25 protein-coding genes and 1 other RNA gene are annotated in these 24,617 nt (G+C 64.5%); 10 read left to right on the top strand and 16 right to left on the bottom strand.

The annotated features are described in order from the left end of the window. Positions 1–2 precede the first annotated feature (2 nt). A complete protein-coding gene (locus CV770_RS17955) occupies positions 3–1,778 on the bottom strand; it encodes an acetolactate synthase 3 large subunit (protein WP_091961431.1) in 1,776 nt (591 codons plus the stop codon). 329 nt (positions 1,779–2,107) lie between these two features. After that, positions 2,108–3,064, bottom strand: coding sequence for a tRNA (adenosine(37)-N6)-dimethylallyltransferase MiaA (gene miaA, locus CV770_RS17960; RefSeq protein ID WP_104463248.1), 957 nt, complete (start codon positions 3,062–3,064; stop codon positions 2,108–2,110). A gap of 11 nt (positions 3,065–3,075) precedes the next feature. On the opposite strand from miaA, the gene serB reads away from it, so the two are divergent. Next, complete coding sequence (gene serB, locus CV770_RS17965) at positions 3,076–3,981, top strand: phosphoserine phosphatase SerB (RefSeq protein ID WP_104463249.1); 906 nt, start codon at positions 3,076–3,078, stop codon at positions 3,979–3,981. Between the two features lie 129 nt (positions 3,982–4,110). Here the strand turns inward: serB and CV770_RS17970 are convergent, their stop codons facing one another. The 12 genes from CV770_RS17970 to CV770_RS18025 all read right to left on the bottom strand — a co-directional run bounded on the left by CV770_RS17970 (position 4,111) and on the right by CV770_RS18025 (position 14,861). Next, complete coding sequence (locus CV770_RS17970; RefSeq protein WP_104463250.1) at positions 4,111–5,628, bottom strand: Do family serine endopeptidase; 1,518 nt, start codon at positions 5,626–5,628, stop codon at positions 4,111–4,113. 141 nt (positions 5,629–5,769) lie between these two features. Continuing rightward, positions 5,770–5,976, bottom strand: a complete 207-nt coding sequence (locus CV770_RS17975; RefSeq protein ID WP_028145452.1) for a DUF2065 domain-containing protein — start codon at positions 5,974–5,976, stop codon at positions 5,770–5,772. Positions 5,977–6,062: 86 nt separating this feature from the next. Then, positions 6,063–6,959, bottom strand: a complete 897-nt coding sequence (gene hflC / locus CV770_RS17980; protein ID WP_091961446.1) for a protease modulator HflC — start codon at positions 6,957–6,959, stop codon at positions 6,063–6,065. Beyond that, the gene (gene hflK, locus CV770_RS17985) at positions 6,956–8,092 is read right to left on the bottom strand and encodes an FtsH protease activity modulator HflK (RefSeq protein WP_018319714.1); all 1,137 of its coding nucleotides are present in this window, start codon (positions 8,090–8,092) and stop codon (positions 6,956–6,958) included. The genes hflC and hflK overlap by 4 nt, the downstream gene beginning before the upstream one ends. 153 nt (positions 8,093–8,245) lie before the next feature. After that, positions 8,246–8,758, bottom strand: coding sequence for a dihydrofolate reductase (locus CV770_RS17990; protein WP_104463251.1), 513 nt, complete (start codon positions 8,756–8,758; stop codon positions 8,246–8,248). After that, the gene (locus tag CV770_RS17995; RefSeq protein WP_104463252.1) at positions 8,758–9,243 is read right to left on the bottom strand and encodes a GNAT family N-acetyltransferase; all 486 of its coding nucleotides are present in this window, start codon (positions 9,241–9,243) and stop codon (positions 8,758–8,760) included. Before CV770_RS17995 ends, CV770_RS17990 begins: the two co-directional genes overlap by 1 nt. Positions 9,244–9,248: 5 nt before the next feature. Beyond that, on the bottom strand, positions 9,249–10,043 hold the full coding sequence (locus CV770_RS18000; protein WP_018319711.1) for a thymidylate synthase: 795 nt from the start codon (positions 10,041–10,043) through the stop codon (positions 9,249–9,251). Positions 10,044–10,214: 171 nt separating this feature from the next. Beyond that, a complete protein-coding gene (locus CV770_RS18005; RefSeq protein ID WP_104463253.1) occupies positions 10,215–11,195 on the bottom strand; it encodes a tripartite tricarboxylate transporter substrate binding protein BugD in 981 nt (326 codons plus the stop codon). Positions 11,196–11,337: 142 nt separating this feature from the next. After that, a complete protein-coding gene (locus tag CV770_RS18010) occupies positions 11,338–12,852 on the bottom strand; it encodes a tripartite tricarboxylate transporter permease (protein WP_165637542.1) in 1,515 nt (504 codons plus the stop codon). A gap of 7 nt (positions 12,853–12,859) precedes the next feature. Further along, complete coding sequence (locus tag CV770_RS18015; RefSeq protein WP_104463254.1) at positions 12,860–13,621, bottom strand: tripartite tricarboxylate transporter TctB family protein; 762 nt, start codon at positions 13,619–13,621, stop codon at positions 12,860–12,862. 95 nt (positions 13,622–13,716) lie between these two features. Then, positions 13,717–14,247 (bottom strand): chromate transporter, encoded by a 531-nt coding sequence (locus CV770_RS18020; protein ID WP_028145460.1) that lies wholly within the window; start codon positions 14,245–14,247, stop codon positions 13,717–13,719. Then, positions 14,244–14,861 carry a chromate transporter gene (locus CV770_RS18025; protein WP_104463255.1) on the bottom strand — a complete coding sequence of 206 codons (618 nt, stop codon included), beginning with the start codon at positions 14,859–14,861 and terminating at the stop codon, positions 14,244–14,246. Before CV770_RS18025 ends, CV770_RS18020 begins: the two co-directional genes overlap by 4 nt. A 95-nt stretch (positions 14,862–14,956) precedes the next feature. Between CV770_RS18025 and ssrA the strand changes: the two genes are divergently transcribed. The 8 genes from ssrA (at position 14,957) to CV770_RS18065 (ending at position 21,388) form a co-directional block, all read left to right on the top strand. Next, positions 14,957–15,321: a transfer-messenger RNA gene (gene ssrA, locus CV770_RS18030) on the top strand. A 115-nt stretch (positions 15,322–15,436) separates the two neighbouring features. Beyond that, entirely contained in the window at positions 15,437–15,955 is a 519-nt protein-coding gene (locus CV770_RS18035; RefSeq protein ID WP_104463256.1) for an SspB family protein, read from the top strand. A gap of 89 nt (positions 15,956–16,044) precedes the next feature. Then, positions 16,045–17,487: a class II fumarate hydratase gene (fumC, locus tag CV770_RS18040; RefSeq protein WP_104463262.1), complete on the top strand. Its 1,443-nt coding sequence runs from the start codon at positions 16,045–16,047 to the stop codon at positions 17,485–17,487. Positions 17,488–17,768: 281 nt separating this feature from the next. Next, the gene (locus CV770_RS18045) at positions 17,769–17,972 is read left to right on the top strand and encodes a DUF4169 family protein (RefSeq protein ID WP_091961483.1); all 204 of its coding nucleotides are present in this window, start codon (positions 17,769–17,771) and stop codon (positions 17,970–17,972) included. After that, a complete protein-coding gene (locus tag CV770_RS18050; RefSeq protein ID WP_091961486.1) occupies positions 17,969–18,220 on the top strand; it encodes a ribbon-helix-helix domain-containing protein in 252 nt (83 codons plus the stop codon). Before CV770_RS18045 ends, CV770_RS18050 begins: the two co-directional genes overlap by 4 nt. 115 nt (positions 18,221–18,335) lie before the next feature. Beyond that, positions 18,336–18,611, top strand: a complete 276-nt coding sequence (locus CV770_RS18055) for a FeoA family protein (protein ID WP_104463257.1) — start codon at positions 18,336–18,338, stop codon at positions 18,609–18,611. 37 nt (positions 18,612–18,648) lie between these two features. After that, positions 18,649–20,520: a ferrous iron transporter B gene (feoB, locus tag CV770_RS18060; RefSeq protein ID WP_104463258.1), complete on the top strand. Its 1,872-nt coding sequence runs from the start codon at positions 18,649–18,651 to the stop codon at positions 20,518–20,520. Between the two features lie 418 nt (positions 20,521–20,938). Then, positions 20,939–21,388: a hypothetical protein gene (locus CV770_RS18065; protein WP_104463259.1), complete on the top strand. Its 450-nt coding sequence runs from the start codon at positions 20,939–20,941 to the stop codon at positions 21,386–21,388. A 645-nt stretch (positions 21,389–22,033) separates the two neighbouring features. Here the strand turns inward: CV770_RS18065 and CV770_RS18075 are convergent. Together CV770_RS18075 and CV770_RS18080 are read right to left on the bottom strand one after the other, a co-directional pair. Further along, positions 22,034–22,795 carry an outer membrane protein gene (locus CV770_RS18075; protein ID WP_091961499.1) on the bottom strand — a complete coding sequence of 254 codons (762 nt, stop codon included), beginning with the start codon at positions 22,793–22,795 and terminating at the stop codon, positions 22,034–22,036. A gap of 159 nt (positions 22,796–22,954) precedes the next feature. Beyond that, positions 22,955–23,296: a hypothetical protein gene (locus CV770_RS18080; protein WP_430649272.1), complete on the bottom strand. Its 342-nt coding sequence runs from the start codon at positions 23,294–23,296 to the stop codon at positions 22,955–22,957. Between the two features lie 168 nt (positions 23,297–23,464). Between CV770_RS18080 and cax the strand changes: the two genes are divergently transcribed. Continuing rightward, the gene (gene cax, locus CV770_RS18085) at positions 23,465–24,568 is read left to right on the top strand and encodes a calcium/proton exchanger (RefSeq protein WP_091961503.1); all 1,104 of its coding nucleotides are present in this window, start codon (positions 23,465–23,467) and stop codon (positions 24,566–24,568) included. Positions 24,569–24,617 lie beyond the last annotated feature (49 nt).

The following is a 24,617-nucleotide window of genomic DNA, read 5'->3' on the forward strand; positions in this document are numbered from 1 at the left end:
CCTCACACCAGCGCCTTGCCGCCGGCGAAGGCCTTGGCGGTGGCCTCGTCGTTGGCCTGCTCCGGCAACAACATCTCGTTGTGCGCCTTGCCCGAGGGGATCATCGGGAAGCAGTTTTCGAGCGCGGCGACGCGGCAGTCGAACAGCACCGGACGCTTGACCGAGATCATTTCCTGGATGGCGCCATCGAGATCGCCGGGCTTGTGCACCTGGATGCCGACGCCGCCATAGGCTTCCGCGAGCTTGACGAAATCCGGCAGCGCTTCCGAGTAGGAATGCGACAGGCGGTTGCCGTGCAGCAGCTGCTGCCACTGCCGCACCATGCCCATGTACTGGTTGTTAAGGATGAAGATCTTGATCGGCAGCTCGTACTGAACCGCCGTCGACATCTCCTGCATCGTCATCTGCACCGAGGCATCGCCCGCGATGTCGATGACGAGGCTGTCGGGATGGGCAACCTGCACGCCGACCGCCGCCGGCAGGCCGTAGCCCATGGTGCCGAGACCGCCCGACGTCATCCAGCGATGCGGCTCCTCGAAACCGAAGAACTGCGCCGCCCACATCTGGTGCTGGCCGACTTCCGTGGTGATGTAGGTGTCCCTGCCGCGCGTCGCCTCGAACAGGCTCTGGATCGCGTGCTGCGGCAGGATCACCTCGTTGCTCTTCCTGTAATAGAGCGAGTTACGGGCACGCCACTGTGCGATCTGCTGCCACCACGCCTTGATGTCGGGCTTCTTCGTCTCCGCCTTGAACACCTGGAGGATGTCGCCCAGGATGTTGCCGCAATCGCCGATGATCGGCACGTCGACGCGGATATTCTTGTTGATCGAGGACGGATCGATGTCGATGTGGATCTTCTTCGAGCCCGGCGAGAACGCATCGACACGGCCGGTGATGCGGTCGTCGAAGCGCGCACCGACGCACAGCATGACGTCGCAATCATGCATCGTCATGTTGGCTTCATAAGTGCCGTGCATGCCGAGCATGCCTAACCAATTCTTGCCCGACGCCGGATAGGCACCGAGGCCCATCAGCGTCGAGGTGATCGGAAAGCCGGTGACCTCGACCAGTTCGCGCAGCAGCTTGGTCGCTTCAGGACCGGAATTGATGACGCCGCCGCCGCTGTAGATCACGGGACGCTTGGCATTGGCGAGCAGCGCCACGGCCTTGCGGATCTGCGTCGCATCGCCCTTCACGCGTGGCGCGTAGGAGCGGTGCACATCGGATTTGCGCGGCGGATGATAGGTGCCGGTCGCGAACTGCACGTCCTTGGGAACGTCGACCAGCACCGGGCCGGGACGGCCGGAGGTCGCGACGTAGAAGGCTTCGTGCAGCACTTTTGCGAGATCGTTGACGTCGCGCACCAGCCAATTGTGCTTGGTGCAGGGGCGCGTGATGCCGACGGTGTCGCATTCCTGGAACGCGTCGTTGCCGATCAGATGCGTCGGCACCTGGCCGGAGATGCAGACCAGCGGGATCGAGTCCATCAGCGCGTCGGTCAGCGGCGTCACCATGTTGGTGGCGCCGGGACCTGACGTCACAAGTGCGACGCCCGGCTTGCCGGTCGAGCGCGCATAACCTTCGGCGGCGTGGCCCGCGCCCTGCTCGTGGCGGACCAGGATGTGCTGGACCTCGCTCTGCTGGAAGATCTCGTCATAGATCGGAAGCACCGCGCCGCCGGGATAGCCGAAAATGTCGGTCACGCCGTGATCGATGAGCGCGCGGACGATCATCGCGGCGCCGGTCATCTGGTTCGGATCGTGGCTCTTGTCGCTCATTGGCTTGCTCCGGATGCGCTGTTGTCAGCGGCTTCGTTCGTGTCTGGTTCGGGAAATAAAAAAGGCCCCGAAGAGGGCCCATGCACACCGCCTGTCATGTGGATGGCAGCTAGCCACCCCCGGCGGTGTGCCTGGGTACGACGGCGATAAGGAGTTTGGTAATAATGTTACGCATGGCAGGTGCCCGGCTTCCCAAAGGTTGCGCGAAACATAGCGGCCAAAGCCTGGATGTCAAGGCGATGCGGCCGTTCCCACGCGATTTTGGCAGTGTAGCGGTGTTCCCCGGGTTCGGCGAGAGGTAAATTCTGGAACCCGGACAGAAAAGCGCCTCAGGCGGGGTCGCGGGCCGCGTTCACAATGGCGGCGAGCCATCCCCTCGCCTCCCCGGGCTTCACCCATTCGAATTCAGGCAATTGGTGCCGGAACCAGGTGAATTGCCGCTTGGCATAGTGGCGGGTATCGGCGCGGCCGATTCCTGCGGCGTCCTCCAGGCTGAGCTCACCGCGCAGATGCCGGATCAGGGCCGGCACGCCATGAGCCTTCATCGCCGGCAGCAGCGGATCGAGGTGTCTGGCGGCGAGCTGCTCGACCTCCTTCAACGCACCGGCGCCCAGCATGGCATCGAAGCGGGTATCGATGCGGGCATAAAGCTCGTCCCGGTCGGGAGCGAGAAATACCGCGCGAAAACTGTCCTTCGGTAGCAGCGGCGGCTGGCCCTCCCGATGCCAGTCGAGCAGCGAACGGCCGGTCGCTTCGACCACTTCAAGCGCACGCGCGATGCGGGTGCGGTCGCGCAGGTTCAATCGCTCGGCCGCACTGGGATCACGACGCGCCAGTTCCGCATGCAGCGCCTCCGCACCGTTGCGTTCCAGCCGCGCGCGCACGTCCTCGCGCACCTCGGCAGGAATCGGCGGCACCACGGAGAGCCCCGCCGTCAGCGCCTTGAAATAGAGCCCGGTGCCACCGATGAAGATCGGCAGACGGCCTTCCGCTTTCGCTTCTTCGAGCGCCTTGGCGGCATCACTCACCCAGGCACCGGCCGAAAAATTCACGGCTGCATCGACATGACCGTACAGGCGATGCGGCGCGCGCGCTTCCTCGCCCAGTGTGGGGCGCGCCGTGATGATCCGCAGGTCGCGATAGACCTGCATGGAATCGGCATTGATGACCACCCCGCCCGTGCTGAGGGCAAGCTCCAGCGCCAGCGCCGACTTGCCGCTGGCGGTCGGGCCTGCGATAAGCACGGCCTTGCCAACATGGCTTCTGCTGACTTGCCCCTCGCTCACGAAAACCTCAAATGTCCCTCGTCGCCACGCTGATCTGCAATCCCGACAATCCCGCGCTCGACTCCACCATCGTCGATGGCGCCCGCGCCGTGCTGCCCCAGGCAGCTCCCGCGCACTGGCTGTTCGACGGGGTCGCGGTCGACATTCCCTTCGGCGCCGACAGTAACCTCGAAGGCGACCGTCACGCCATCGAGCAGCGGCTCCGGGAGCTTCGCGGCGACCTGCCCGTCGACATCGTCGTGCAGCCAGTCGGCGCCCGGCGCAAGAAGCTTTTTCTCGCCGACATGGATTCCACCATGATCGGCCAGGAATGCATCGACGAGCTCGCCGATCTCGTCGGGATGAAGGCCCACGTCGCCGCCATCACCGAACGCGCGATGCGCGGCGAGATCGAGTTCGAGCCGGCGCTGCGCGAGCGCGTCGCGCTGCTGAAGGACCTGCCCGCCGGCGTGGTCGACGAGGTGCTGGCCAAGCGCATCACGCTGACCCCGGGCGGCCGCGAGCTGGTCGCGACCATGCGCGCCCACGGCGCCTATACCTGCCTCGTCTCCGGCGGCTTCACGCTGTTCACGACCGCGGTCGCCGCCAAGATCGGCTTCCAGGAGAACCGCGCCAACGAGCTCGTCGTGCGCGACGGCAAGTTCACCGGCGAGGTGAAGGAGCCGATTTTGGGCCGCGCGGCGAAGCTCGCGACGCTGGTGGATCTGATGGAGTCGTTCGATCTCGACGACATCGACTCGGTCGTGGTCGGCGACGGCGCCAATGATCTCGCGATGATCCAGGCCGCGGGGCTGGGCGTCGCCTATCATGCCAAGCCGGCCGTGGCGGCTGCGGCCGCGGCGCGGATCGACCACGGCGACCTCACCGCGCTGCTGTATGCGCAGGGGTATCGGCGGGACGAGTTCGTGGAGGCGTAGCCTCTTGCCGCATGCTCAGCGGCCGTAGGGTGGGCAAAGGCGCAAAGCGCCGTGCCCACGATCTTTCTCCGACGGCGACAGATGGTGGGCACGCTTCGCTTTGCCCACCCTACGGCACCGGCCCCGCGACTACTGCACGCTCAGCGCGACAAACCGCAGCTCGCCGTCGGCGTTCGACACCAGCAGCAGCACCGACTTCTTGCCGTCCTTCTTGAGCTGGTCGACCCGCTTCTGGATGTCCGCGCCGCTGGTGACCGCCTCCTGCGCCACCTCGACGATGACGTCGCCGGCGGAGAGGCGCTTCTCGGCGGCGTCGGAATTGGCCTCGACATTGGTGACGACCACGCCCTTGACGCTCTCCTTGATCTTGTAGCGGGTGCGCAGATCCTTGTTCAGCGCCGCAAGATCAAGGCCGAGCGCCTTCTGCGTCACCGGCTTCTCGGGCGCGGGCTCGTCGGTCTTCACCGCGGCCTGCACCTTCTCGGGATCCTGGAGGCGGCCGAGCGTGACTTTCTTGGTTTCTTCCTTGCCCTTGCGGATGATGATGACGTCGACTTCCTTGCCGACCGCTGTGTCGGCGACGACCCGGGACAGGTCCTTCGGATCCTTGACGTCCTTGCCGTCGAACTTGACGACGACGTCGCCCGGCTCGATGCCGGCCGGCTTGGCCGGGCCCTTGTCGTCGACGCCCGCAACCAGCGCGCCGCGCGCCGGCTTGATGTTGAGACTTTCGGCGATCTCGTCGGTAACGCTCTGGATCCGCACGCCGAGCCAGCCGCGGCGCAGCTCGCCGAACTGACGGAGCTGGTCGACGACGCCCGCGACCGTCTTCGAAGGCACGGCGAAGCCGATGCCGATCGAGCCGCCGGAGGGCGAGATGATCAGCGTGTTGACGCCGATGACGTCGCCATCGAGGTTGAACAGCGGACCGCCGGAATTGCCGCGGTTGATGGATGCGTCGGTCTGGATGTAGCTGTCATAGGGCCCCGACGAGATGTCGCGGTTCTTGGCCGAGACGATGCCGGCCGTCACCGTGCCGCCCAGGCTGAACGGGTTGCCGATCGCGACCACCCAGTCGCCGAGACGCAGCTTGTCGCTATCGCCGAACTTCACCGCGACCAGCGGCTTGGTCGGCTTGAACTTCAGCACTGCAAGGTCGGTCTTCTTGTCGACGCCGACCAGCTCGGCCTTGATCTTGGTACCGTCGTTGAGGATGACGTTGATCTCGTCGGCATCCGCGATGACGTGGTTGTTGGTGACGACGACGCCTGACGTGTCGATGATGAAGCCGCTTCCGAGCGAGTTGGTCTTGCGCGGCGGCGGGCCGCCGTCGCCGCGCTCGCCACCCTTGCTGCTGCCGCCCGGACCTTTGCGGTTCTTGAAGAAGTCGTCGAAGAACTCCTCGAAGGGCGAGCCGGGCGGCAATTGCGGCATGGCGTTGCCGCCGCCGCCCTTGGCCTCGACGGTCTGCGAGGTCGAGATGTTGACGACCGCGTCGATCACCTTCTCGGCGACGTCGGCGATGCCCTCCGGTCCGCGCGCAAAAGCCGGCGTGCCGAACGCGCTCAAAGCAGCGACGGCGAGCGCGGCCAGCCCAATTCGCACACCAAGTCGCGAGCGGGAAGGGGCAATGGTGGCAGCGGTCATTGTGATCTCCAGAGAGAGGGATTCGGCGCCAGACTGCGCTTGACGGGGGGACGGCGCAAGCGCGGAGCTTAACGGGCCTCAAGACCCCGATAATACGGCGAAAACCGGTCTCTCGCCTTCACTTTGGCGTTGGCGCGACGCCTAAATGGGGCGCCGCATGACCCAGATCAGGACCAGACCGACGACGGCCGAACCGATCCCGACCGCCCGTAGGATGTTGTCCGGCGTGGCGATGGCGCTCTTCATGGCCTTGCGCATCCAGTTGGGACTTGCCGCGAACATCAAGCCTTCCAGCACGAACAGGATGCCCAAGCCGATGAGGAAGTCGGCGAACGCAATGGACCTCATCGGATTGGAACCTCCCGTTATGCTGTTCTTGTCTGGACGAAGGGCGGCGAGATCCGCCGCCCTTTGTCTAGCTTACGGCGTCTAGCTTACGGCTTCGCCGGCGTCTCGGTCGCCATCTTGCCGGACGGGTTACTGAAGTACCGGAAGAAATCCGAGTCCGGCCGCAGCAGGAAGCGGGTGTCGTTCGAACGCAGCCCGTTCTCGTAAGCCGTCATCGACCGGTAGAAGGCGAAGAAGTCGGCGTCCTTGCTGTAGGCTTCGGCGAACAGGCGGTTGCGCTCGGCATCGCCGGCGCCCCGGGTCTGCTCGGCCTGCGAATTCGCCTCGGCGACGATGACGGTCGCCTCACGATCGGCCTTGGACTTGATCTCCTGGGCCTTCTGGCCGCCCTGCGCGCGGAACTCGGCCGCCTCGCGCTCGCGCTCGGTCTTCATGCGCAGATAGACCGCCTGGCTGTTCTGCTCCGGCAGATCGGCGCGGCGGATCCGGACGTCGACGACCTGGATGCCGTAGCCGTCGGCCTCGCGATCGAGCTGGTCGCGGATGCGCTGCATCAGCTTCTCGCGGTCGTCGCGCACCACGTTGATGAAGGAGACCTCGCCCAGCACGCGGCGCAGCGCCGCGTTCAGGAGCGTGGTGAGCTGGATGTTGGCTGCCTGGATCGAGCCGACGCTCTGATAGAAGCGCAGCGCATCCTTGATGCGGTAGCGCGCGAAGGCGTCGACCACGAGCCGCTTCTGATCGGAGGCGATCGCTTCCTGCGACGGGTTCTCCAGATCGAGGATCCGCTTGTCGATGTTGATCACCGAATTCCACGGCGCCTTGAAGTGCAGGCCGGGTGCGGTGACGACGTCGACGGGCCGGCCGAACTGGAGCACGATGGTCTGCTCGGTCTGCTGCACCGTGAACAGCGACATGTAGCCGACGATCACGACGAGCAGGAGCCCAAGCAGCGTGACGATACCTGTGACCGGAGACCTCATCGGTTGCCTCCGCTCGACTGCGGACCGGTGGTAGGCGGCCGCTTGGTCGTCAGTTCGCCGAGCGGCAGATAGGGCACGATGCCCTGGCCCGAGGGCCCGCCGTCATAGACGAGCTTGTCCGCGCCGCCGAGCACGCGCTCCATCGTCTCCAGATAGATCCGTTCACGCGTCACGTCGGGCGCCTTCTTGTATTCCTCGTAAACCTTCAGGAAGCGCGCGCTCTGGCCCTTGGCCTCGGCGACCGCCTGCTCCTTGTAGCCTTCGGCGTCTTGCAGGATCTTGGCCGAGCGGCCGCGCGCCTGCGGCACCACCTGGTTGGCGTAGGTCTGCGCCTCGTTCTGCAACTGCTCGAGATTGGCGCGCGCCGCCTGGACGTCGCGGAACGCGTCGATCACCTGCGCCGGCGGATCGACCTTCTGCATCTGCACCTGGGTGACCTGAATGCCGGCGCCGTAGCTGTCCAGCGTCCTCTGGATCAGCTCCTGCACGCCCTGCTCGGTGACGTTGCGTGCGCCGGTCAGGATAGGCTGGATCTGCGAGCGGCCGATCACCTCGCGCATCGCGCTCTCGGAGACCGCCTTCACGGTACCTTCGGGATTCTGGATGTTGAAGAGGAAGTCGCCGACGCCATCCGGCTTGATGCGCCAGAGCACCGTGAAGTCGACGTCGACGATGTTCTCGTCGCCGGTCAGCATCAGGCTCTCTTCCGGCACGTCACGAATGGAGCGGCCGCGCCGCGCCGGATCGTCGATCAGCGTCATGCCGATCGAGATGGTGTTGACGCGCAGCGCCTTGGGCAGCAGCACTGTCTCGATCGGATAGGGCAGATGATAGTTCAGGCCCGGCTGCACGGTGCGAACGTGCTTGCCGAAGCGCAGCACGACGCCGAGCTCTTCGGACTGCACGCGGAAGAAGCCCGACAGCAGCCAGAACGCCACGATCAGCAGCACGATCAGCGTGATGCCGATGCCGGAGAAATAGCCGCCCGGCATGATCTGCTGGAGGCGGTCCTGACCGCGCCGCAGAAGGTCTTCCAGATCCGGCGGCCTCGGCCCGACCGGTTGCGGGCCTGAGCCCCATGGTCCCTTCGGACCCGAGCCCCATGGGCCACCGCCCTGATTCTTCCACGGCATTCGACGCTCTCCTCGGCAGGCTGGAATTGCCCCCGCCCGCTTTGTCCGGTCCGGCTTTATAGGGGACAGGCAAGTCCCTTACAACGCAGCGGTGACCGTCTTCCGAGCTATGCTCGGGCACGAAAAAGTCAATGTAAACATTGAAGAAAGCGGTTAATGGCCGCGCCGCCGACGATATGTCACATAGGAGTATTCGGCGCTGTCCTCGCCTCCGGCAGGATGGCGGACACGCGCCACCTCGTCCCATTCCGCCTTGTCGATGTCGAAATGCGTGTCGCCTTCGGGCCGCGCATGCACTTCGGTGATTTCGAGGCGATCGGCGCGGTCGAGCCATTGCCGAAAGATTTCGGCGCCGCCGATCACCGCGATCTCAGTGACCGAACGCCGCAGGGCATCGCCGCGCGCGACCGCGTCGGCGTCCGCGGCCGACGTCGTGACGATGGCGCCATTGGCGCGATAATCCGCATCGCGCGTGATGAGGATATTCGTGCGGCCCGGCAGCGGACGGCGGGGCAATGATTCAAAGGTCTTGCGGCCCATGATCACGGGCCTGCCGATCGTCAGCGCCTTGAAGCGCTGCATGTCGGATTTCAATCGCCACGGCATCGCGTTGCCGGCGCCGATGACACCGTTCTCCGCAATGGCAACGACAAAGACGATCTCCATCAGGTCGCGCTCCCGGCAAGCCGCGTCAGCGCCGGCCCGGTGACGCGGCACAGCGTCCAGTCGTCCATCATGACGGCGCCTAGCGATTTGTAGAACGCGATCGACGGCGCGTTCCAGTCGAGCACCGCCCATTGCAGGCGGGACCAGCCGTTGTCGACGCATTCCTTGGCTAGATGGACCAGCAGCGCCTTGCCGAGGCCCCTGCCCCGATGCGACGGCCGTACGTAGAGATCCTCGAGATAGATGCCGTGACGGCCGCTGAAGGTGGAGAAATTCGCAAACCAGACCGCGAAGCCGACCGGCTCACCGTTCCACTCGGCGATCGCGCAATAGAGTTGCGGTCGCTCGCCGAACAGCGCGTCAGCGATGTCAGCCTCGGTCGCCTCGACCTCGTGCGAGAGTTTTTCGTATTCGGACAGCTCGCGGATGAAAGCCAGAACCAGCCCGGCTTCGCCCGGGCGCACACGGCGGATGTTGAGCGACATCGGCGCTAAACCGCGACTTCCGCCTTGATGTGCGGATGCGGATCGTAGCCGACGAGCTCGAAATCCTCAAAGCGGAAGGAGAAGATGTCCTTCACGTCGGGGTTGATCCGCATCACCGGCAGCGCGCGCGGCGCGCGCGTGAGCTGAAGCCGGGCCTGCTCCAGATGGTTGGAATAGAGATGGGTGTCGCCGAACGAATGCACGAAGTCGCCGGGCTTCAGGCCGGTGACCTGCGCCACCATCATGGTCAGCAGCGCATAGGAGGCGATGTTGAAGGGCACGCCGAGGAAGACGTCGGCCGAGCGCTGATAGAGCTGGCAGGACAGCTTGCCGCCTGCGACGTAGAACTGGAACAGGCAATGGCATGGCGGCAGCGCCATCTTGTCGACTTCGGCTGGATTCCACGCCGAGACGATCAGGCGGCGCGAGTCCGGATTGCGCTTGATCATGTCGACCACGTTCGCAATCTGGTCGATGCTGCGGCCGTCAGGCGCCGGCCAGGAGCGCCATTGATGACCATACACCGGGCCGAGATCGCCATTGGCGTCCGCCCATTCGTCCCAGATGGTGACGCCGTTGTCGCGCAGATATTTGATGTTGGTGTCGCCCTTCAGGAACCACAGCAGCTCGTGGATGATCGCCTTCAGCGGCAGCCGCTTGGTGGTCAGCATCGGGAAGCCGGCCGACAGATTGAAGCGCATCTGATGGCCGAACACCGAGAGCGTGCCGGTACCGGTCCGGTCGGTCTTTTCGGCGCCGTCTGAGAGAATCCGCTCGAGCAGGTCCTGATACTGGTGCATGTGCGACTGAGCCTTTGGGGAGCCGGCGAATTTAGCGGCCGCCCCCGCGCTGCAACAGCGGCGATTCGCTGTCCGCTCCGATTATACCCGGAAAAGTGAGTGGTCCCGACGCAAACGACAAGGGGCGGAACCTAACGTCCCGCCCCTCGCCTATCGGCTTGAAAGTGCTGCTTAAGTGGCCGGCTTCAGCACCGGGGTCCATTTCGCGATCTCGTTCTTGACGAGGGTGGCCAGCGCCTCCGGCGTCCGCTCCGCAGGGCCCGGGATGACGCTGCCGAGCTCGAGCAGGCGCTTCTTCACGGTCTCGTCGTCGAGCGCCTTGTTGGCCGCGGCGTTCAGGCTGGCCAGGATCGCCGGCGAGGTTCCCTTGGGCGCGAACATCGCATTCCAGGCCTGGGCCTGGAATTTCGGCAGGCCCGCTTCCGCCGTCGTCGGCACGTTCGGAAGCGACGGATTGCGCTCGGGCGTTGCGATCGCATAGGCCTTGATGGTGCCGGCATTGATCTGCGGCACGGCATTGACGATCTGGTCGCACATATAGTCGACCTGCCCCGCCACCAGCGCGTTCATCGCAGGCCCCGTGCCGTTGAAGGGTACCCCGACCGGCTTGATGTCGAGGATCGAGTGCAGGAGCTCGCAGGAGACGTGCGAGACCGAGCCGACGCCGGCATGGGCAGCGTTCACCTTCTCGGCGTTGGCCTTCACATAGGCCACGAACTCCTTCAAATCCTTCGGCGGAAAGTCCTTGCGCGCGAGGATCAGGATCGGGGTACCCGCGAGCAGCGCAATCGGCTCGAAGTCCTTCTCGGGATGATAGGCGAGCTTGGGATAGAGCGGCACGGAGGCGGCATGCGTGCCCATATGCCCGGTGATGAGCGTATAGCCGTCATTGGCCGCGCGCGCGGCGCGGGTGGTTGCGGTGGTGCCGCCGGCGCCGACCACGTTCTCGATGATGATGCTCTGTCCCAGCGTCTGCGCCATATGCCCGGTGACGATGCGCGCGACGACGTCGGTCGGGCCGCCGGCCGCGAACGGTACGATCATGGTGATGCTGCGCGTCGGATAAGTCTGCGCATCGGCCGGCGCAACAAAAGCGCACAGCGAGGCGAGCGCTGCGGCACATGCGCCCGTGAGCGCGCGAATGAAGGTCATGTCGATCCCCGTCGTTCCTTGGACACAGCAAAATGCCGGCCCAAAGGCCGGCATTTTCATTTCACGAAGCCGTAACACAAGTCGATTCGACTTCCGAATGCGGCGTGCCGACGCAGGAGCGCAGCGCCGACGCAGGAGCCCCCTAGTTCTCGGACTCGGTGAACACCTGGTCCCGCTTCGACCGCAACACCGGCAGCACCGTGAGCAGCAGCAGGCTCGCCGCGATCGCGAGCAGCACCGCCGACAGCGGACGCGTCAGGAACACGCTCCAGTCGCCGCGCGAGATCAGCAGCGCACGGCGCAGGTTCTCTTCCATCAGCGGTCCGAGCACCATGCCGAGCAGCAGCGGTGCCGGCTCGAAATCGTGCTTGATCAGCCAGTAGCCGACGAGACCGAAAACGCCGGCAAGGATGACGTCGACCGGCGCGTTGTTCACCGAGTAGATGCCGATCGCGCAGAAGATCACGATCGAGGGGAACATCAGCCGGTACGGCACGCGAAGCAACCGGACCCAGATTCCGACCAGCGGCAGGTTGATGATGATCAGCATCAGATTGCCGATCCACATCGAGGCAATCATGCCCCAGACGAGATCCGGCTGCTTCTGCATCACCTGCGGACCCGGCACGATGCCATGGATGGTCATCGCGCCCACCATCAGCGCCATCACCGCGTTCGGCGGGATGCCGAGCGTCAGCAGCGGGATGAAGGAGGTCTGCGCCGCCGCGTTGTTTGCGCTTTCCGGCGCCGCAACGCCCTCGATCGCACCGCGGCCGAAGCGCTTCGGATCCTTCGCAAGCTTCTTCTCGAGCGTGTAGGCCGCGAACGAGGCGATCACCGCGCCGCCGCCCGGCAGGATGCCGAGGATCGAGCCGAGCACGGTGCCGCGCAAAATCGGCGGCGTCGAGTCGATCAGATCCTTCTTGGTCGGCATCAGGCCGGTGATCTTCTGCTGCACGAGGTCGCGGTTCATCTCGGCGCCGGCGTCGAGATTGCGGATGATCTCGGCAAAGCCGAACACACCCATCGCCACCGTCGCAAAGCCGAGACCGTCGGCGAGCTCCGGAATGTTGAAGGCCATGCGCGAAGCGCCGGTCTCGATGTCCGAGCCGACCATCGACAGCAGCAGGCCGAACACGATCATCGCGATCGCCTTCAGCACCGAGCCCTTGGCCAGCACCACGGCGAAGATCAGGCCGAGCACCATCAGCGAGAAATACTCGGCCGGACCGAACGCCAGCGCGAGCTTGGTCAGCGGCGCGCCGAGCACGGCAATCAGCACGGTCGCGACGCAGCCGGCGAAGAACGAGCCGATCGCCGCGATCGCCAGCGCCGGGCCTGCGCGGCCCTGCTTGGCCATCTGGTGACCGTCGATGGCGGTGACGACCGATGTCGCCTCACCTGGAATATTGACCAGGATCGACGTGGTCGAGCCGCCATACTGGGCGCCGTAATAAATGCCGGCGAGCATGATCAGCGCGCCGACCGGCGGCAATCCGAAGGTGATAGGAAGCAGCATCGCGACGGTGGCGATGGTGCCGATGCCCGGGAGCACGCCGACCAGCGTGCCGACCAGCGCGCCAATCAGGCACATCAGCAGGTTGATCGGGGACAGCGCGACGGCAAAACCGTGAGCGAGGTTGGCAAAGATATCCATCACACCCTCACTGGATCAGGAAACGCGGGTACATCGGCATCGGCAACCCGAGCACGTAGGGAAAGAGAATCGCGCAGCCGATCGTCAGGCAGGCGCCAACGATGGCGGCCTCCAGCCAGCGCGTCTCATGCGATCCCGTCGCGGCGATCATGAAGCTCGCAAAGGCCGTGACCACGAGGCCGAGCGGCCGGATCGCCAGCGCGAAGAACAGGATCGCGGCCATCACGAACATCGGCCCGCGCCACGAGTAATGGGCCATCGCCGGCCCATCGGTCAGAAGTCCGGTCAGGGCGATGCCGGCGGACAAGGCGACCAGCAATCCGCCGAACATCCGCGGCGCGGTGCCGGCGCCGAAGGAGAAGCCGCGCATCCCCTGCAGATCGCTCGAGGCCCACAGCGCAAACAGGGCCAGCGCCATCAGGATGACTCCGCCGACATAGTCCTGCGCCGACCTGATGGTCATGAACAGCGTAAGAATCGCGACCGCAAAGATCGGATAGGAGTAGATCAGCGCCAGCAGCACCTCGGACGACGCCTTCTTGGTGTCACCGCTGGCCGCTCCGATCAACGTACCGGGCGCACCGGCGAGCAACGCGGTGGCGTGGCTGATCACGACCGTGGCCGGGCCGCGGCCCGCGCCCCAGCCGAAAATCGTCCCTATCGACCAGATGAATTCGAAAATCTGCGGCGCAATCGCCAGCAGGCAGAAGCCGAGCGCCACCTGGGTATTTCGGGTGGCTGTCGCCGTGTGGCCCATCGTGTCGGCCATGCATGTCTCCTCCGCGACCGGTAAGTCACGAGCACTGTTGTTCTAAATCGGCTGGAACTGGGTCCCCCGCCCGGATCACTGCCTAGCGATATTCATTACACAATGCCAGCAAAACCCAACAGTCCCCCGGCGAGCAGGAGCCAGAGTGGATTGATGCGCGAGACCGAGGCGATCACCGCAACCATTGCGGTCAGAAGCACTGCAGCAATTGTGCGATCGGTCGACTGGGCCAGGATCAGGGCACTCGCCGCCATCAATCCGATCGAAAGCGGAACCAGTGCAGCCTGGATCAAGCCGGGCCAACGCGATTTGCTGGGCCGATTTAGGAGGCGGCTGACATAATAGGCAAGCAGCGCTGTCGGCAGACACATCGCCAACGTCGCCGCCAGCGCGCCGGGGATGCCGGCGACGGCATAGCCGATTAAGGTCACGATAAGCACATTCGGACCTGGCGAGAGCTGCGCGATCGCATAGGCGTCGGTGAACTGCTTGTCGGTCATCCAGTGATGCACCTCGACCGCGATGCGGTGCATTTCGGGCACCGCCGCCGCGGCGCCGCCGACCGCGAACAGCGACATCAGTCCAAAGGTGGAGATCAGCGCCCAGATCGGATTCTCAGGCTTCATGCTGCTACTTTCCGCCGCAGGAAAAAAGTGGCGCCGACACTGATGGGAATCGCGACCAGCAGCACCGCCGGAAGCGGCAGGCGGAGCACGCCGATGGCGAGGAACACGCCGGCCATCAGGATCAGTGCGAGGGGATCCGTTCGCTTCAGCAGCGGCGTCATCATGCGGAACACCACCGCGATCAAGAGACCGACCGCCGCGCAGGAGATGCCGGCGAGGCTGCGGCGCAGCACGTCGAGGTCACCGTAACGGGCGTAGATGATCGCAAGCACCGTCATGATCAGCGTCGGCGGCAGCAACAATCCGGCAAACGCGGCAACCCCGCCCGCGATGCCGCGCAGCCTTGATCCGAACACCATGGACAGATTGACGATGTTGGGTCCGGGCAGGAAATGGCAGAGCGCAAAAGTCTCGTTGAACTCGTCCGCATTCATCCAGCGGTGCTGCTCGACGATCGCCCGCCGGGCAAACACCAAGACCCCGCCGAAACCGGCCAGAGACATCCTGGCGAAGGCGAGAAACAGCGCGAGCAGGCCGGGCGGAGCGGCGCCGGCGGCCGGCTGGTCCGGCACCTGATCTGTTTCTTGGGCGGCCGACGCGGAATCCTCGGGCATCTCAGGAGCTTAGGACGCCGGTCGCCACGCGGCCAAGCTCATGTCCCGTCCGTCCGAAACCTATCCAAAGGGAACATTGCGAGGGCCGCGCAAAACCCCTGTTTTTCGAAACCTTTGCGCCCTATATTGGGGCTGCCGGTTCGCCGGCTATGGAAATAAACGGTCGTCGCAATAAACCATTCGGACCCGGGGGCGGTACCCGGCGCCTCCACCAAAGCCCACCAGCGGACTATCCCGAGGCGGGCTTTGGCGGGGGCGAAATAGGATCGACGAGGGCGTAAAGGGCGAACTTTTTCCCGGTATTGTTCCGCCGTTATCGGGCTATGCAATAGTTGCCAACGACAACTTTGCTCCGGTTGCTCAGGCTGCGTAACGCAGTTTGAAAGACCATCTTAAAGTCCTAACGGGTTAAGCTCCGTTAGGCGGGGTTCGGAGGCACCTGGCAACAGAAGCCTCCACTTTACTCTTGATTTCTTCCCCGGCGGGGACTCCTGCTGACCCGTCAGGCGCGGTACTATTGCGGCTTGGCGAGTCGGGTCGGCACGGTCCGGCTTCGGGGATGCAACAGGACCACCATGGCGACCGATCATATCCGATACGATGTGCTGGCCCGCGACGCGCTGCGCGGCGTGCTGCGGAAGGTGCTGACCGATGCCGCGGCCCAGGGCCTGCCGGGCGAGCACCATTTCTTCATCACCTTCGTGTCGAAGGCCGATGGCGTGAAGCTGTCGTCGCGGCTGCTGGCGCAATACCCGGAAGAGATGACGATCATCCTGCAGCATCAGTTCTGGGATCTGACCGTGCTCGAGGACCGCTTCGAGGTCGGCCTGTCCTTCGGCGGCATTCCGGAGCGGCTGATCGTGCCGTTCAGCGCCATCAAGAGCTTCCTCGATCCGTCCGTGAAGTTCGGCCTGCAGTTCGACACGTCCGACGTCGCCGAGGTCGTGCCCGAGACGCTGCCGGCAGCTCCCGCGCCATCGGCCGTCGCCGTGCAGACGCCCGCCCCTGAAACGGCGGACAGCACGGAGGAGCCGGCGGCCCCGAACCAGGGCGGCGCCGAAGTCGTGCGGCTCGATCGTTTCCGCAAGAAATGATCTAGGTTGGGGCCGAAGCCATCGCGCCCGGCCCAACTGCCTATATAGAAGAGCACATGAAACGGCCGCGCGGCATTTCGGGCGGCAGGATGGATGTGCTCATGGCCAAAACTGCCCGCTCGAAGACTGACCGCTTGAAGGCTGCCGCCACCCGCATCGAGACCGACAGTTTCGGTCCGATCGAGGTCCCCGCCGATCGCTATTGGGGCGCGCAGACCGAGCGCTCGCGCCAGAATTTCCGCATCGGCACCGACCGCATGCCGATCGCGCTGGTGCACGCGCTCGGCATCGTCAAGCTCGCGGCCGCACAGTCCAACCTCGAGCTCGGCCTGCTCGACCGCCGACGCGCCAATGCCATCATCCGCGCCGCGCGCGAGGTGATCGAGGGCAGGCTGGACGATCATTTCCCGCTGGTGGTGTGGCAGACCGGCTCGGGCACGCAGAGCAACATGAACCTCAATGAGGTGATCGCCAACCGCGCCAACGAGCTCTTGGGCGGCGAGCTCGGCGCCAAGAAGCCGGTGCATCCCAACGATCACGTCAACATGAGCCAGTCGTCGAACGATTCGTTTCCGACTGCGATGCACATCGCGGCCGCAAGTCGCATCACTGCCGATCTCATTCCTGCGCTCGATGAGCTGCTCCGCGCGCTGCGCAAGAAGGAGAAGGCGTTCGCAAAAATCGTCAAGATCGGCCGGACTCATACGCAGGATGCCACGCCCCTGACGCTCGGCCAGGAGTTTTCCGGCTATGCCGCGCAGGTCGAAAGCGGTATCGCCCGGCTCAAGGTCGCGGTGAAGGACCTCTATCCGCTGGCGCAGGGCGGCACCGCCGTCGGCACCGGCCTCAACTCGAAGCCGCGCTTCGCGAAGCTTTTCGCCAAGCACGTGGTCGGGATCACGAAGCTGCCCTTCACCAGCGCCGCCAACAAATTCGAGGCACTGGCCTCCAACGACGCCTACGTGCTGGCGCACGGCGCCATCAATTCGGTCGCGACAGGGCTGTTCAAGATCGCCAACGACATCCGCCTCTTGGGATCGGGCCCGCGCTCGGGGCTAGGCGAGCTTGTCCTGCCGGAGAACGAGCCGGGCTCCTCGATCATGCCGGGCAAGGTCAATCCGACCCAGTGCGAGGCGATGACCATGGTGTGCTGCCAGGTGTTCGGCAATCACACCGCGATCACGGTGGCCGGCAGCCAGGGCCATTTCGAGCTCAACGTCTACAAGCCGGTGCTCGCCTACAACATGCTGCACTCGATCCGCCTGATGGCGGATGCCGCGCGATCCTTCACCGAGCATTGCGTGAGCGGCATCCGTGCCGACGAAAAGCGCATAAGTGAGCTGATGCAGCGTTCGCTGATGCTGGTGACGGCGCTCGCCCCAAAGATCGGCTACGACAACGCCGCCAAGGTGGCCAAGACGGCGCACGCCAACGGTACCACGCTGAAGGAGGAGGCGCTGCGGCTCGGCTTCGTCTCGGCCGACGAGTTCGATCGCCTGGTACGCCCCGAGAAGATGACCAGCCCGGGATAGAACTCCGAATTCCGATAGCCATCCGTAATGATACGGACGCTCGGCGCCCTAGAAATGTGCGGCTTTGGGGGCGGGATTTGATTACCGTCAATGTTCCGGCAGGACGGCGTGCTACGCAGCCCTTCCGCCCCTCGACGGGGGCGAAATTCATCGTTTGATGGCCCGAGAGGCCGATTGACGAGGACAAGCGAATGGCGATCAAGTCTTGTGGGGCGCAGTGCGGCACCCTGTTTCTGAATGTTTCATCCTGCCTGGAAAGGATCGGATGATGGAGACGCGGCATGGGGAACGTCATCAACCTGAATCGTTTCAGGAAGCGCGCCGAACGGGAAGCCTCGGCGAAGCAGGCGGACGCCAACCGGACGAAGTTCGGGCGCACGAAGGCGGAACGGTCGGCGGAGGAGACGCGCGCGGACAAGGCGAAGGCGCATCTGGACCAGCATCAGCTGGACCAGCACCAGATCGATCGCGAGGAGCAGCCATGAAGTCGCCCGTCGTGAAACGGTCGATCGTCGTCGCTGGGCACAAGACCAGCGTCAGCCTGGAAGAGGCGTTCTGGAACGGCATGAAGGAGATCTCCGGCTTGCGCAACATGACGTTGTCCGAGCTGGTCGGCGAGATCGACAACAACCGCCAGCAGGGCAATCTGTCGTCGGCGATCCGCCTGTTCGTCCTGGACTACTTCAAGACCCGGGCCATGGCCCCCCAGCCGGACAAGGTCCCGGCCCAGTAGCCGCCGGGGGCGCTTTCGACGGCGCTCCGCGATCTGCACTTTAAAATCACTCTAAGGTGCGGTTTCAGCGAGCGCGCGCGCTTGACCTCAATGCCTTGCGTTGAAAATACAGGGCATGACCGACACCAATGACACGCGCCCGCACATGCCGCTGGGTCTGGCCCAGCGCGGCTATACCGGCGTCATCCAGCATCTTTCCGCTCGCGAGGCGGGCTCGGCGCTCTCCGACATCGAGCTCGAGAGCCGCCTGATCGAGCTCGGCTTCGTCGAGGGCGCCCGGGTCGAGGTCCTGCACGAGGGGCTGGTCGGGCGCGACCCGATCGCCGTGCGGGTCGACAGGATCACGATTGCGGTCCGCCGCCGCGAAGCCATGGCCATCATCGTCGCCTAGACAGCGACCGGACCTCTGATCCCGGACCAGTGATTCCATGGAATTACCCTTGCTGCATCTCGCCCTGGTGGGCACGCCGAACAGCGGCAAGACCTCGCTGTTCAATGCCCTGACCGGCAGCCGGCAGAAGGTCGCGAACTATCCGGGCGTCACCGTCGAGCGCAAGGAAGGCTTCTTCGTCACTCCCTTGGGACGCCAGGTCTCGGTGGTCGACCTGCCCGGCACCTATTCGCTGCGCGGCCGCAGCCCGGACGAGGAGATCACCCGCGACTTCGTGCTCGGCAAGGCCTCCGGCGAGACCGTGCCCGATCTCGTGCTGTGCGTGGCCGATTCCACAAATCTGCGGTTGACCATCCGCCTGCTGCTCGAGCTCAAGCGCACCGGACGGCCGATGCTGCTCGTGCTCAACATGTTCGACATCGCGGCCCGCCGCGGCATCACCGTCGACACGGAGCGGCTCGCCAAGGAGCTCGGCCTGCCCGTGGTCACCTCGATCGCGGTGCGCAAGGGCGGCACCGCCGACCTCTTGAAGCTGACAGACGAGATCTCGGCAAAGCTCGCCGCCGAGGCCGAGGCGAACAACTGGCGCGCGCTCAGTGTCTCCGAATTGCGCGCGACCCAGCGCGAGGCCGACCGCATCATCGCCGACTGCGTCAGCCTGCCAAGTCGGCCCGACACCTGGACCGCGCGGATCGACGCGATCGTGCTGCATCCGGTCGGCGGCCTGATCGTGCTCGCGCTGATCCTGTTCGTGATGTTCCAGGCGGTGTTCGCCTGGGCGCAACCGGCAATGGACGTGCTCAAATCCGGCTTCGACGCGCTCGGGGAGCTCGTGCAGGCCACCCTGCCCGACGGCCTGTTGCAGAGCTTCCTGCAGAATGGCGTGATCTCCGGCGTCGGCAGCGTCATCGTGTTCCTGCCGCAGATCATCCTCATCTTCCTGTTCATCCTGCTGCTGGAAGATTTCGGCTATATGGCGCGCGCCGCGTTCCTGATGGACCGCATCATGGGCGGCGCCGGCCTGCACGGCCGCGCCTTCATTCCGCTGCTGTCGAGCTTTGCCTGCGCCATTCCCGGCATCATGGCGACGCGCGTGATCGACAACAAGCGCGACCGGCTGACTACGATCCTGATCGCGCCGCTGATGACCTGCTCGGCGCGCATTCCAGTCTACACGCTGATCATCTCGGCTTTCATCCCTGCGAAGGATGTCTGGGGCTTCATCAACCTGCAGGGCCTCGTGATGTTCGGCCTCTATGCCTGCGGCATCATCAGCGCGCTTCTCGTCTCGTTCCTGATCAAGTTCTTCATGCTGCGCGACTATGCGCCGGCGCCGTTCATGCTCGAGCTGCCGGACTACAAGATGCCCCGGCTGAAATCGATCGTGATCGGCATCTTCACCCGCGCCAAGATGTTCCTGTACCGCGCCGGCACCACGATCTTCTCGATGATGGTGCTGATCTGGTTCCTGGCCTCGTTCCCGCAGCCGCCGGCCGGCGCCACCGAGCCCGCCATCGACTTCAGCCTGGCCGCGATCATCGGCAAGGCGCTCGAACCCCTGCTCGCCCCGGTCGGCTTCAACTGGCAGATCGCGGTCGCGCTGATCCCGGGCATGGCGGCGCGCGAGGTCGCGGTCGCCGCCCTCGGCACAGTCTATGCGATCGAAGGCGGCAAGGAAGCGGCCGAGCAGATCGGCCAGGTGCTGGCGACGAAATGGTCGCTCGCCACCGCGCTGTCGATGCTGGCCTGGTACATCTTCGCCCCGCAATGCGCCTCGACGCTGGCCGTGATCCGGCGCGAGACCGGAAGCTGGACCTGGATGGCCGTGACCTTCAGCTACATGCTGGTGCTGGCCTACGCGGCAAGCCTTCTGACCTACAACGTCGCGGTCGCGCTGGGCGCCGGCTAGCAGCCCCTTCCAAAACAAATTCGCGAAAACAACCCCATGCACAGTAGACGGGGGTTGTGAAATCAATGGCTTAGGCGCGAGCGAAAGTCGTCTCGGTTGCCTGGTCGGGCAAAACACTGGCACGATGCCATTCTCTCGAAAATGATCGATGCTGCACAGGTCTGGCTTGCAAGTCACGAGCTGTGCCGACGCGCGTAGACTGCCCGGAAGCTGCGGCAGCGGTCGAGCTGCATGCAGCTTCCGAGGCGCTACATCGTCGGGCAAAGCATTGATGCAATGACATCATCAAAGAGTCGCCAGGACCAGGTTGGAGATATTTCGCGCGCTTGATCTGGATCAAGCTGCCTCGCGCAACGAGTCGGAGACTGGCGGAACGTCGTCGCAAGCTGGGCCATTGTGGGGGCACGGAGCGACCGGGATGCCGTTATTGGCCTATTTCTGGAAGGTCGGAGCGGCGTTGCTCGCGCTCCTGTTCGTTGCCGACTTTTGGCTGCCCGGCGCGCAAGTCGCCGAGAGGACCGCCGCGGATCGGGCGACCATACGCATTCACTCGGACCGCAAATTACCCGAGCGTGTGGTCCTCGATATGACCGCGCCAGTGATCGTGGCGGTCGCATCTGCACCTTCGATCACGGAGCCTCCTTCCCTCGCCCGCACAGAGCCGCCGGTCATTCGAGCGGAGACACCCGCGATTGCGAATGCACTCGCAATGGCGCGCGTGGACTCGCCGCCGCGCGAAGCCGTCGAGCACAAGCGGCCGCGAAAGCCGCAACACATTGCGACGCGATCGAAGCGACACCCGACGTCGCAGATGGTCCTGGCGGCGCGGCAACCGCAGTTCGGGTGGTTTGGCTACCGGTACTGGTAGTCGCAACGGCGCTCGTGCGGCACTCGACCACGCTCGGCGATGCCGGCGCCCGGCGATGATCCGGACGCCGATCTGCATGGCATCTATTCGTACAAGGCGCAGACGCTTCCCTGCCAGCGGAGGCATCGACGCACGGCCCGACGTGTGTGGCGGACCGTCGTCCTTGCGACGCATATGCCGTTGATCCGCGTTCGTCCCGGTCCGCATGCTGCTGCAACCGGCGTGATCATGCTCTCGGGTTGGATAAGCGGCGCGGGGGTCATGCCTTGGGCCGAAGTTCCGACCAACAAAGCGAAAGTCACAACAGCGATCCACTTGATCATTGCCCATCTCCTTTTGTCAGGGAACGAAGGCCTGTCGGACGATCCTTTCCAGTCACGTTGCCATCTGCACGGATGTTCAAACGCGTGCGGAGCATGGAAAGTCGCAGCATGTCCTTGTTGCGCTAGATCAAACCCGAGCCTTCCATATCACCCGTTGATCTGCGTCATTCGATCGCATTCGAAGACGATCAAGCGCGAAAGCCTCGAGGCCCTTGCGGACAGAGTGAACTGTAAACGCGCCAGACATTCTCGCGTCTGTTCATCTCCCACGACAAAGGCCCCGGCCGATGCCGGGGCCTGAGTTCAGTGGGAAGACCTGAGATCAATAGCGAGCCGTGACCGGCGCGCCGTACCCGCCGAAGCGATAGTTCAGCCGAAGTGTGACCATGTCGATATCCTGGGTGACGCCGCTGCCCGTGAGCGCGAGCCCACCGGGCGTGACCACGCCGGCTGCGAAGGCGGTGTTGTCGCGCCCCATCCAGAGATGGTCGTACTCGACACCGACCGACCAGTTCGGCGTGAAGCCGTATTCCCAGCCAACACCGAGAGCACCGCCCCAGCGCGTGTGACCTGCGGAGGCGAGGCCAACGCCCGTGACGTTGTTGAAGATGTCGAAGCGATTACGGGTCACCGCCGCACCGCCCTTCAGGTAGAACAGCGAGGCGTTCCACGCCCAACCTACCTGGGCCGTGAAGAGCCCGATGCCATCTGTCTTGCCCGTGGTCGAGACCAGCGGATCAATCAGGCTGACACGCGTGTTCTTGATCTCGGCCCAATCGCCCTGCGCTTCCAGGCCGAGCACAAACTGATTGGTCTGCCAGCGATACCCGAGCTGTCCGCCGATCAAGCCGCCGGAGCGATCGGCGCAACCACTTGCGAGCGTCCCTGCGGCCGTCACGAAGTCCACGCAGCCACGGCTCTGCCCCCAGCCGCCGTTGGCGCCGATGTAGAATCCTGTCCAGTTATAGACTGCCATCACAGGTACCGGCGGCGGCGCTGCCTTGACAGCCATATCGGCAGCCATGGCCGGAGCCACCATGCTCAGCGCCGCGAAGCCGATCGCAGCTATCGAGAGCTTCTTCATCGTCGAATCCCCTTTTCCTAGATCTCTTCCGTTCAAAAATTGAGCCTTATGCAGGCTGGCGTGCATATTGCGAACGTCTCGAAGGTTACGCGCGAGGGAGGCTTTGGCCCGTACCAAAATGGCAACACCCAAGCGCCACGTCTGTGCACGACAACGTGCTTACTCGCTATCCATCTCGGAGCGCGAGGTGCTGTCTTGTTCGTCGGCAAGCCAAGCGTGGATGCCGGAGGATGGGATGAGCCGCCTGGGAAGGTGGGGGTTGATCGTGCCTGCAAAGACTGCAAGCCCCTCGTCGAGCCTGGCACGCGCGAACAGCTTGGCTTCATGCTCGGTCGCGAAAGTCTTCGTCTCACGCGGACTCCGCTTTCTCAAAAGTAGCCCCCGTTTTCGAACTTCAAAGGTGACGTACCAAGTCGGAATCATCGCTCGCACCAACGCCTCGCCAACCAGCCCGGTTGCTGTTGTGGTTTGGCCGTGATCGCAGCACTTGATGCAGATCAACTCGAATGGCTTGTCGAATTCGCCAGCTAGGAAGGCCAGATGCGGCCCGGGGAACGATGCTTGCCTGCTATTGAGGCGCCGGTTCGAGGGCGCACAAGCCGTTGAGCTAGATCAACACCGGGCCCCTCTCCGGCGGCAGCGTCGAGGTCTGACCGCGAAGGACGGACCATGAATGCGCTGCTCAGGGAAATCCGGCACAGCCCGCTGCTGTGGCTGCTGATTGTCGTGCCTGTCGTGATCGTGCTCGAGCATGTCATGCCGGACGCGCATACCCTGCTGTTCGTGCTGGCCGTGATCGCCATCGTGCCGCTCGCGAGCCTGCTCAGCCACGCGACGGAGGCCGTGGCCGAGAAAACCGGCGATGCGGTCGGCGGACTGTTGAACGCCACGCTTGGCAATCTCACGGAGCTCATCATCGCGGTCACAGCGTTGCAGGCCGGTCAATACATGCTGGTCAAAGCCTCGATCGCGGGTGCGATCGTGACCAACTCGCTGTTCATGCTGGGCGCATCGCTTTTCCTGGGCGGATTGAGGCATCGCGTGCAGGAATACAACCGGGCAGGTGGCAGACTCCATTCCGCGCTGCTGCTGATGGCCACGATTGCCCTGTTGTCACCCTCGGCCGTAGCCGATCTCGACTTTCCCGGACACGAGGCGACGGTGCAGCGCTTGAGCACCGCCTTGGCGGTCCTGCTGATCGCGGCCTACGGTCTCAGCCTGCTGTTCTCGCTGAAGACGCACAAGGATCTGTTTGCGAGCAGCGACCATGGCGAGGCAGGCGGCCCGATACTACCGGTCGCGATCGCCGTTCCAACCCTGGGAATCGTCACCGTGCTGGTTGCGCTCGTGAGCGAGATCTTCGTCGCGTCGGTGCAGAAGGCCGCCGAAACGCTCGGCATGACCCCGGCCTTCGTCGGGTTCATCGTCGTTGCCCTGGTCGGGGCCGCGGCCGAGATGGCCGTGGCGTTTTCCGCGGCACGCCGCAACCGGCTCGACATGAGCGTGAGCATCGCGCTCGGAAGCGCCAGCCAGATCGCCTTATTCGTCGCACCCGTTCTCGTGCTGCTGAGCTACGTTGTCGGGCCGCAGCCCATGGATCTTCAATTCTGGCCGGGCGCGGTGACCATGGTCATGATCGCCGCCGTGGTGACGAGCTTCGTCACCAATGGCGGACGCTCCGCCTGGTTCGTCGGCGCGCTCCTGCTCTGCATCTACGCGATCTTCGCGATGACCCTCTACATGGTCCCGCCCGGCTCGCACGGGCCGGTCTAAAGCATGATCCGGAAAAGTGCGCTGCTGGTTTTCCGGATCATGCCTAAAC

It is taken from the genome of Bradyrhizobium sp. AC87j1 (genome assembly GCF_002936975.1).
Lineage (GTDB): Bacteria > Pseudomonadota > Alphaproteobacteria > Rhizobiales > Xanthobacteraceae > Bradyrhizobium > Bradyrhizobium shewense.

Excerpts from the sequence above, each read along its gene's own strand:
- CV770_RS17970 (WP_104463250.1), bottom strand. The coding sequence starts at position 5,628 with ATGACCGCTGCCACCATTGCCCCTTCCCGCTCGCGACTTGGTGTGCGA.
- CV770_RS17995 (WP_104463252.1), bottom strand. The coding sequence starts at position 9,243 with ATGTCGCTCAACATCCGCCGTGTGCGCCCGGGCGAAGCCGGGCTGGTT.
- CV770_RS18065 (WP_104463259.1), top strand. The coding sequence starts at position 20,939 with ATGCCGTTATTGGCCTATTTCTGGAAGGTCGGAGCGGCGTTGCTCGCG.
- CV770_RS18015 (WP_104463254.1), bottom strand. The coding sequence starts at position 13,621 with ATGGCCGACACGATGGGCCACACGGCGACAGCCACCCGAAATACCCAG.
- hflK (WP_018319714.1), bottom strand. The coding sequence starts at position 8,092 with ATGCCGTGGAAGAATCAGGGCGGTGGCCCATGGGGCTCGGGTCCGAAG.
- CV770_RS18045 (WP_091961483.1), top strand. The coding sequence starts at position 17,769 with ATGGGGAACGTCATCAACCTGAATCGTTTCAGGAAGCGCGCCGAACGG.
- CV770_RS18050 (WP_091961486.1), top strand. The coding sequence starts at position 17,969 with ATGAAGTCGCCCGTCGTGAAACGGTCGATCGTCGTCGCTGGGCACAAG.
- CV770_RS18010 (WP_165637542.1), bottom strand. The coding sequence starts at position 12,852 with ATGGATATCTTTGCCAACCTCGCTCACGGTTTTGCCGTCGCGCTGTCC.
- hflC (WP_091961446.1), bottom strand. The coding sequence starts at position 6,959 with ATGAGGTCTCCGGTCACAGGTATCGTCACGCTGCTTGGGCTCCTGCTC.
- CV770_RS18075 (WP_091961499.1), bottom strand. The coding sequence starts at position 22,795 with ATGAAGAAGCTCTCGATAGCTGCGATCGGCTTCGCGGCGCTGAGCATG.
- CV770_RS18020 (WP_028145460.1), bottom strand. The coding sequence starts at position 14,247 with ATGAAGCCTGAGAATCCGATCTGGGCGCTGATCTCCACCTTTGGACTG.
- CV770_RS17975 (WP_028145452.1), bottom strand. The coding sequence starts at position 5,976 with ATGAGGTCCATTGCGTTCGCCGACTTCCTCATCGGCTTGGGCATCCTG.
- CV770_RS17955 (WP_091961431.1), bottom strand. The coding sequence starts at position 1,778 with ATGAGCGACAAGAGCCACGATCCGAACCAGATGACCGGCGCCGCGATG.
- CV770_RS18055 (WP_104463257.1), top strand. The coding sequence starts at position 18,336 with ATGACCGACACCAATGACACGCGCCCGCACATGCCGCTGGGTCTGGCC.
- feoB (WP_104463258.1), top strand. The coding sequence starts at position 18,649 with ATGGAATTACCCTTGCTGCATCTCGCCCTGGTGGGCACGCCGAACAGC.
- CV770_RS18025 (WP_104463255.1), bottom strand. The coding sequence starts at position 14,861 with ATGCCCGAGGATTCCGCGTCGGCCGCCCAAGAAACAGATCAGGTGCCG.
- fumC (WP_104463262.1), top strand. The coding sequence starts at position 16,045 with ATGGATGTGCTCATGGCCAAAACTGCCCGCTCGAAGACTGACCGCTTG.
- CV770_RS17990 (WP_104463251.1), bottom strand. The coding sequence starts at position 8,758 with ATGGAGATCGTCTTTGTCGTTGCCATTGCGGAGAACGGTGTCATCGGC.
- CV770_RS18000 (WP_018319711.1), bottom strand. The coding sequence starts at position 10,043 with ATGCACCAGTATCAGGACCTGCTCGAGCGGATTCTCTCAGACGGCGCC.
- CV770_RS18005 (WP_104463253.1), bottom strand. The coding sequence starts at position 11,195 with ATGACCTTCATTCGCGCGCTCACGGGCGCATGTGCCGCAGCGCTCGCC.
- CV770_RS18035 (WP_104463256.1), top strand. The coding sequence starts at position 15,437 with ATGGCGACCGATCATATCCGATACGATGTGCTGGCCCGCGACGCGCTG.
- cax (WP_091961503.1), top strand. The coding sequence starts at position 23,465 with ATGAATGCGCTGCTCAGGGAAATCCGGCACAGCCCGCTGCTGTGGCTG.
- serB (WP_104463249.1), top strand. The coding sequence starts at position 3,076 with ATGTCCCTCGTCGCCACGCTGATCTGCAATCCCGACAATCCCGCGCTC.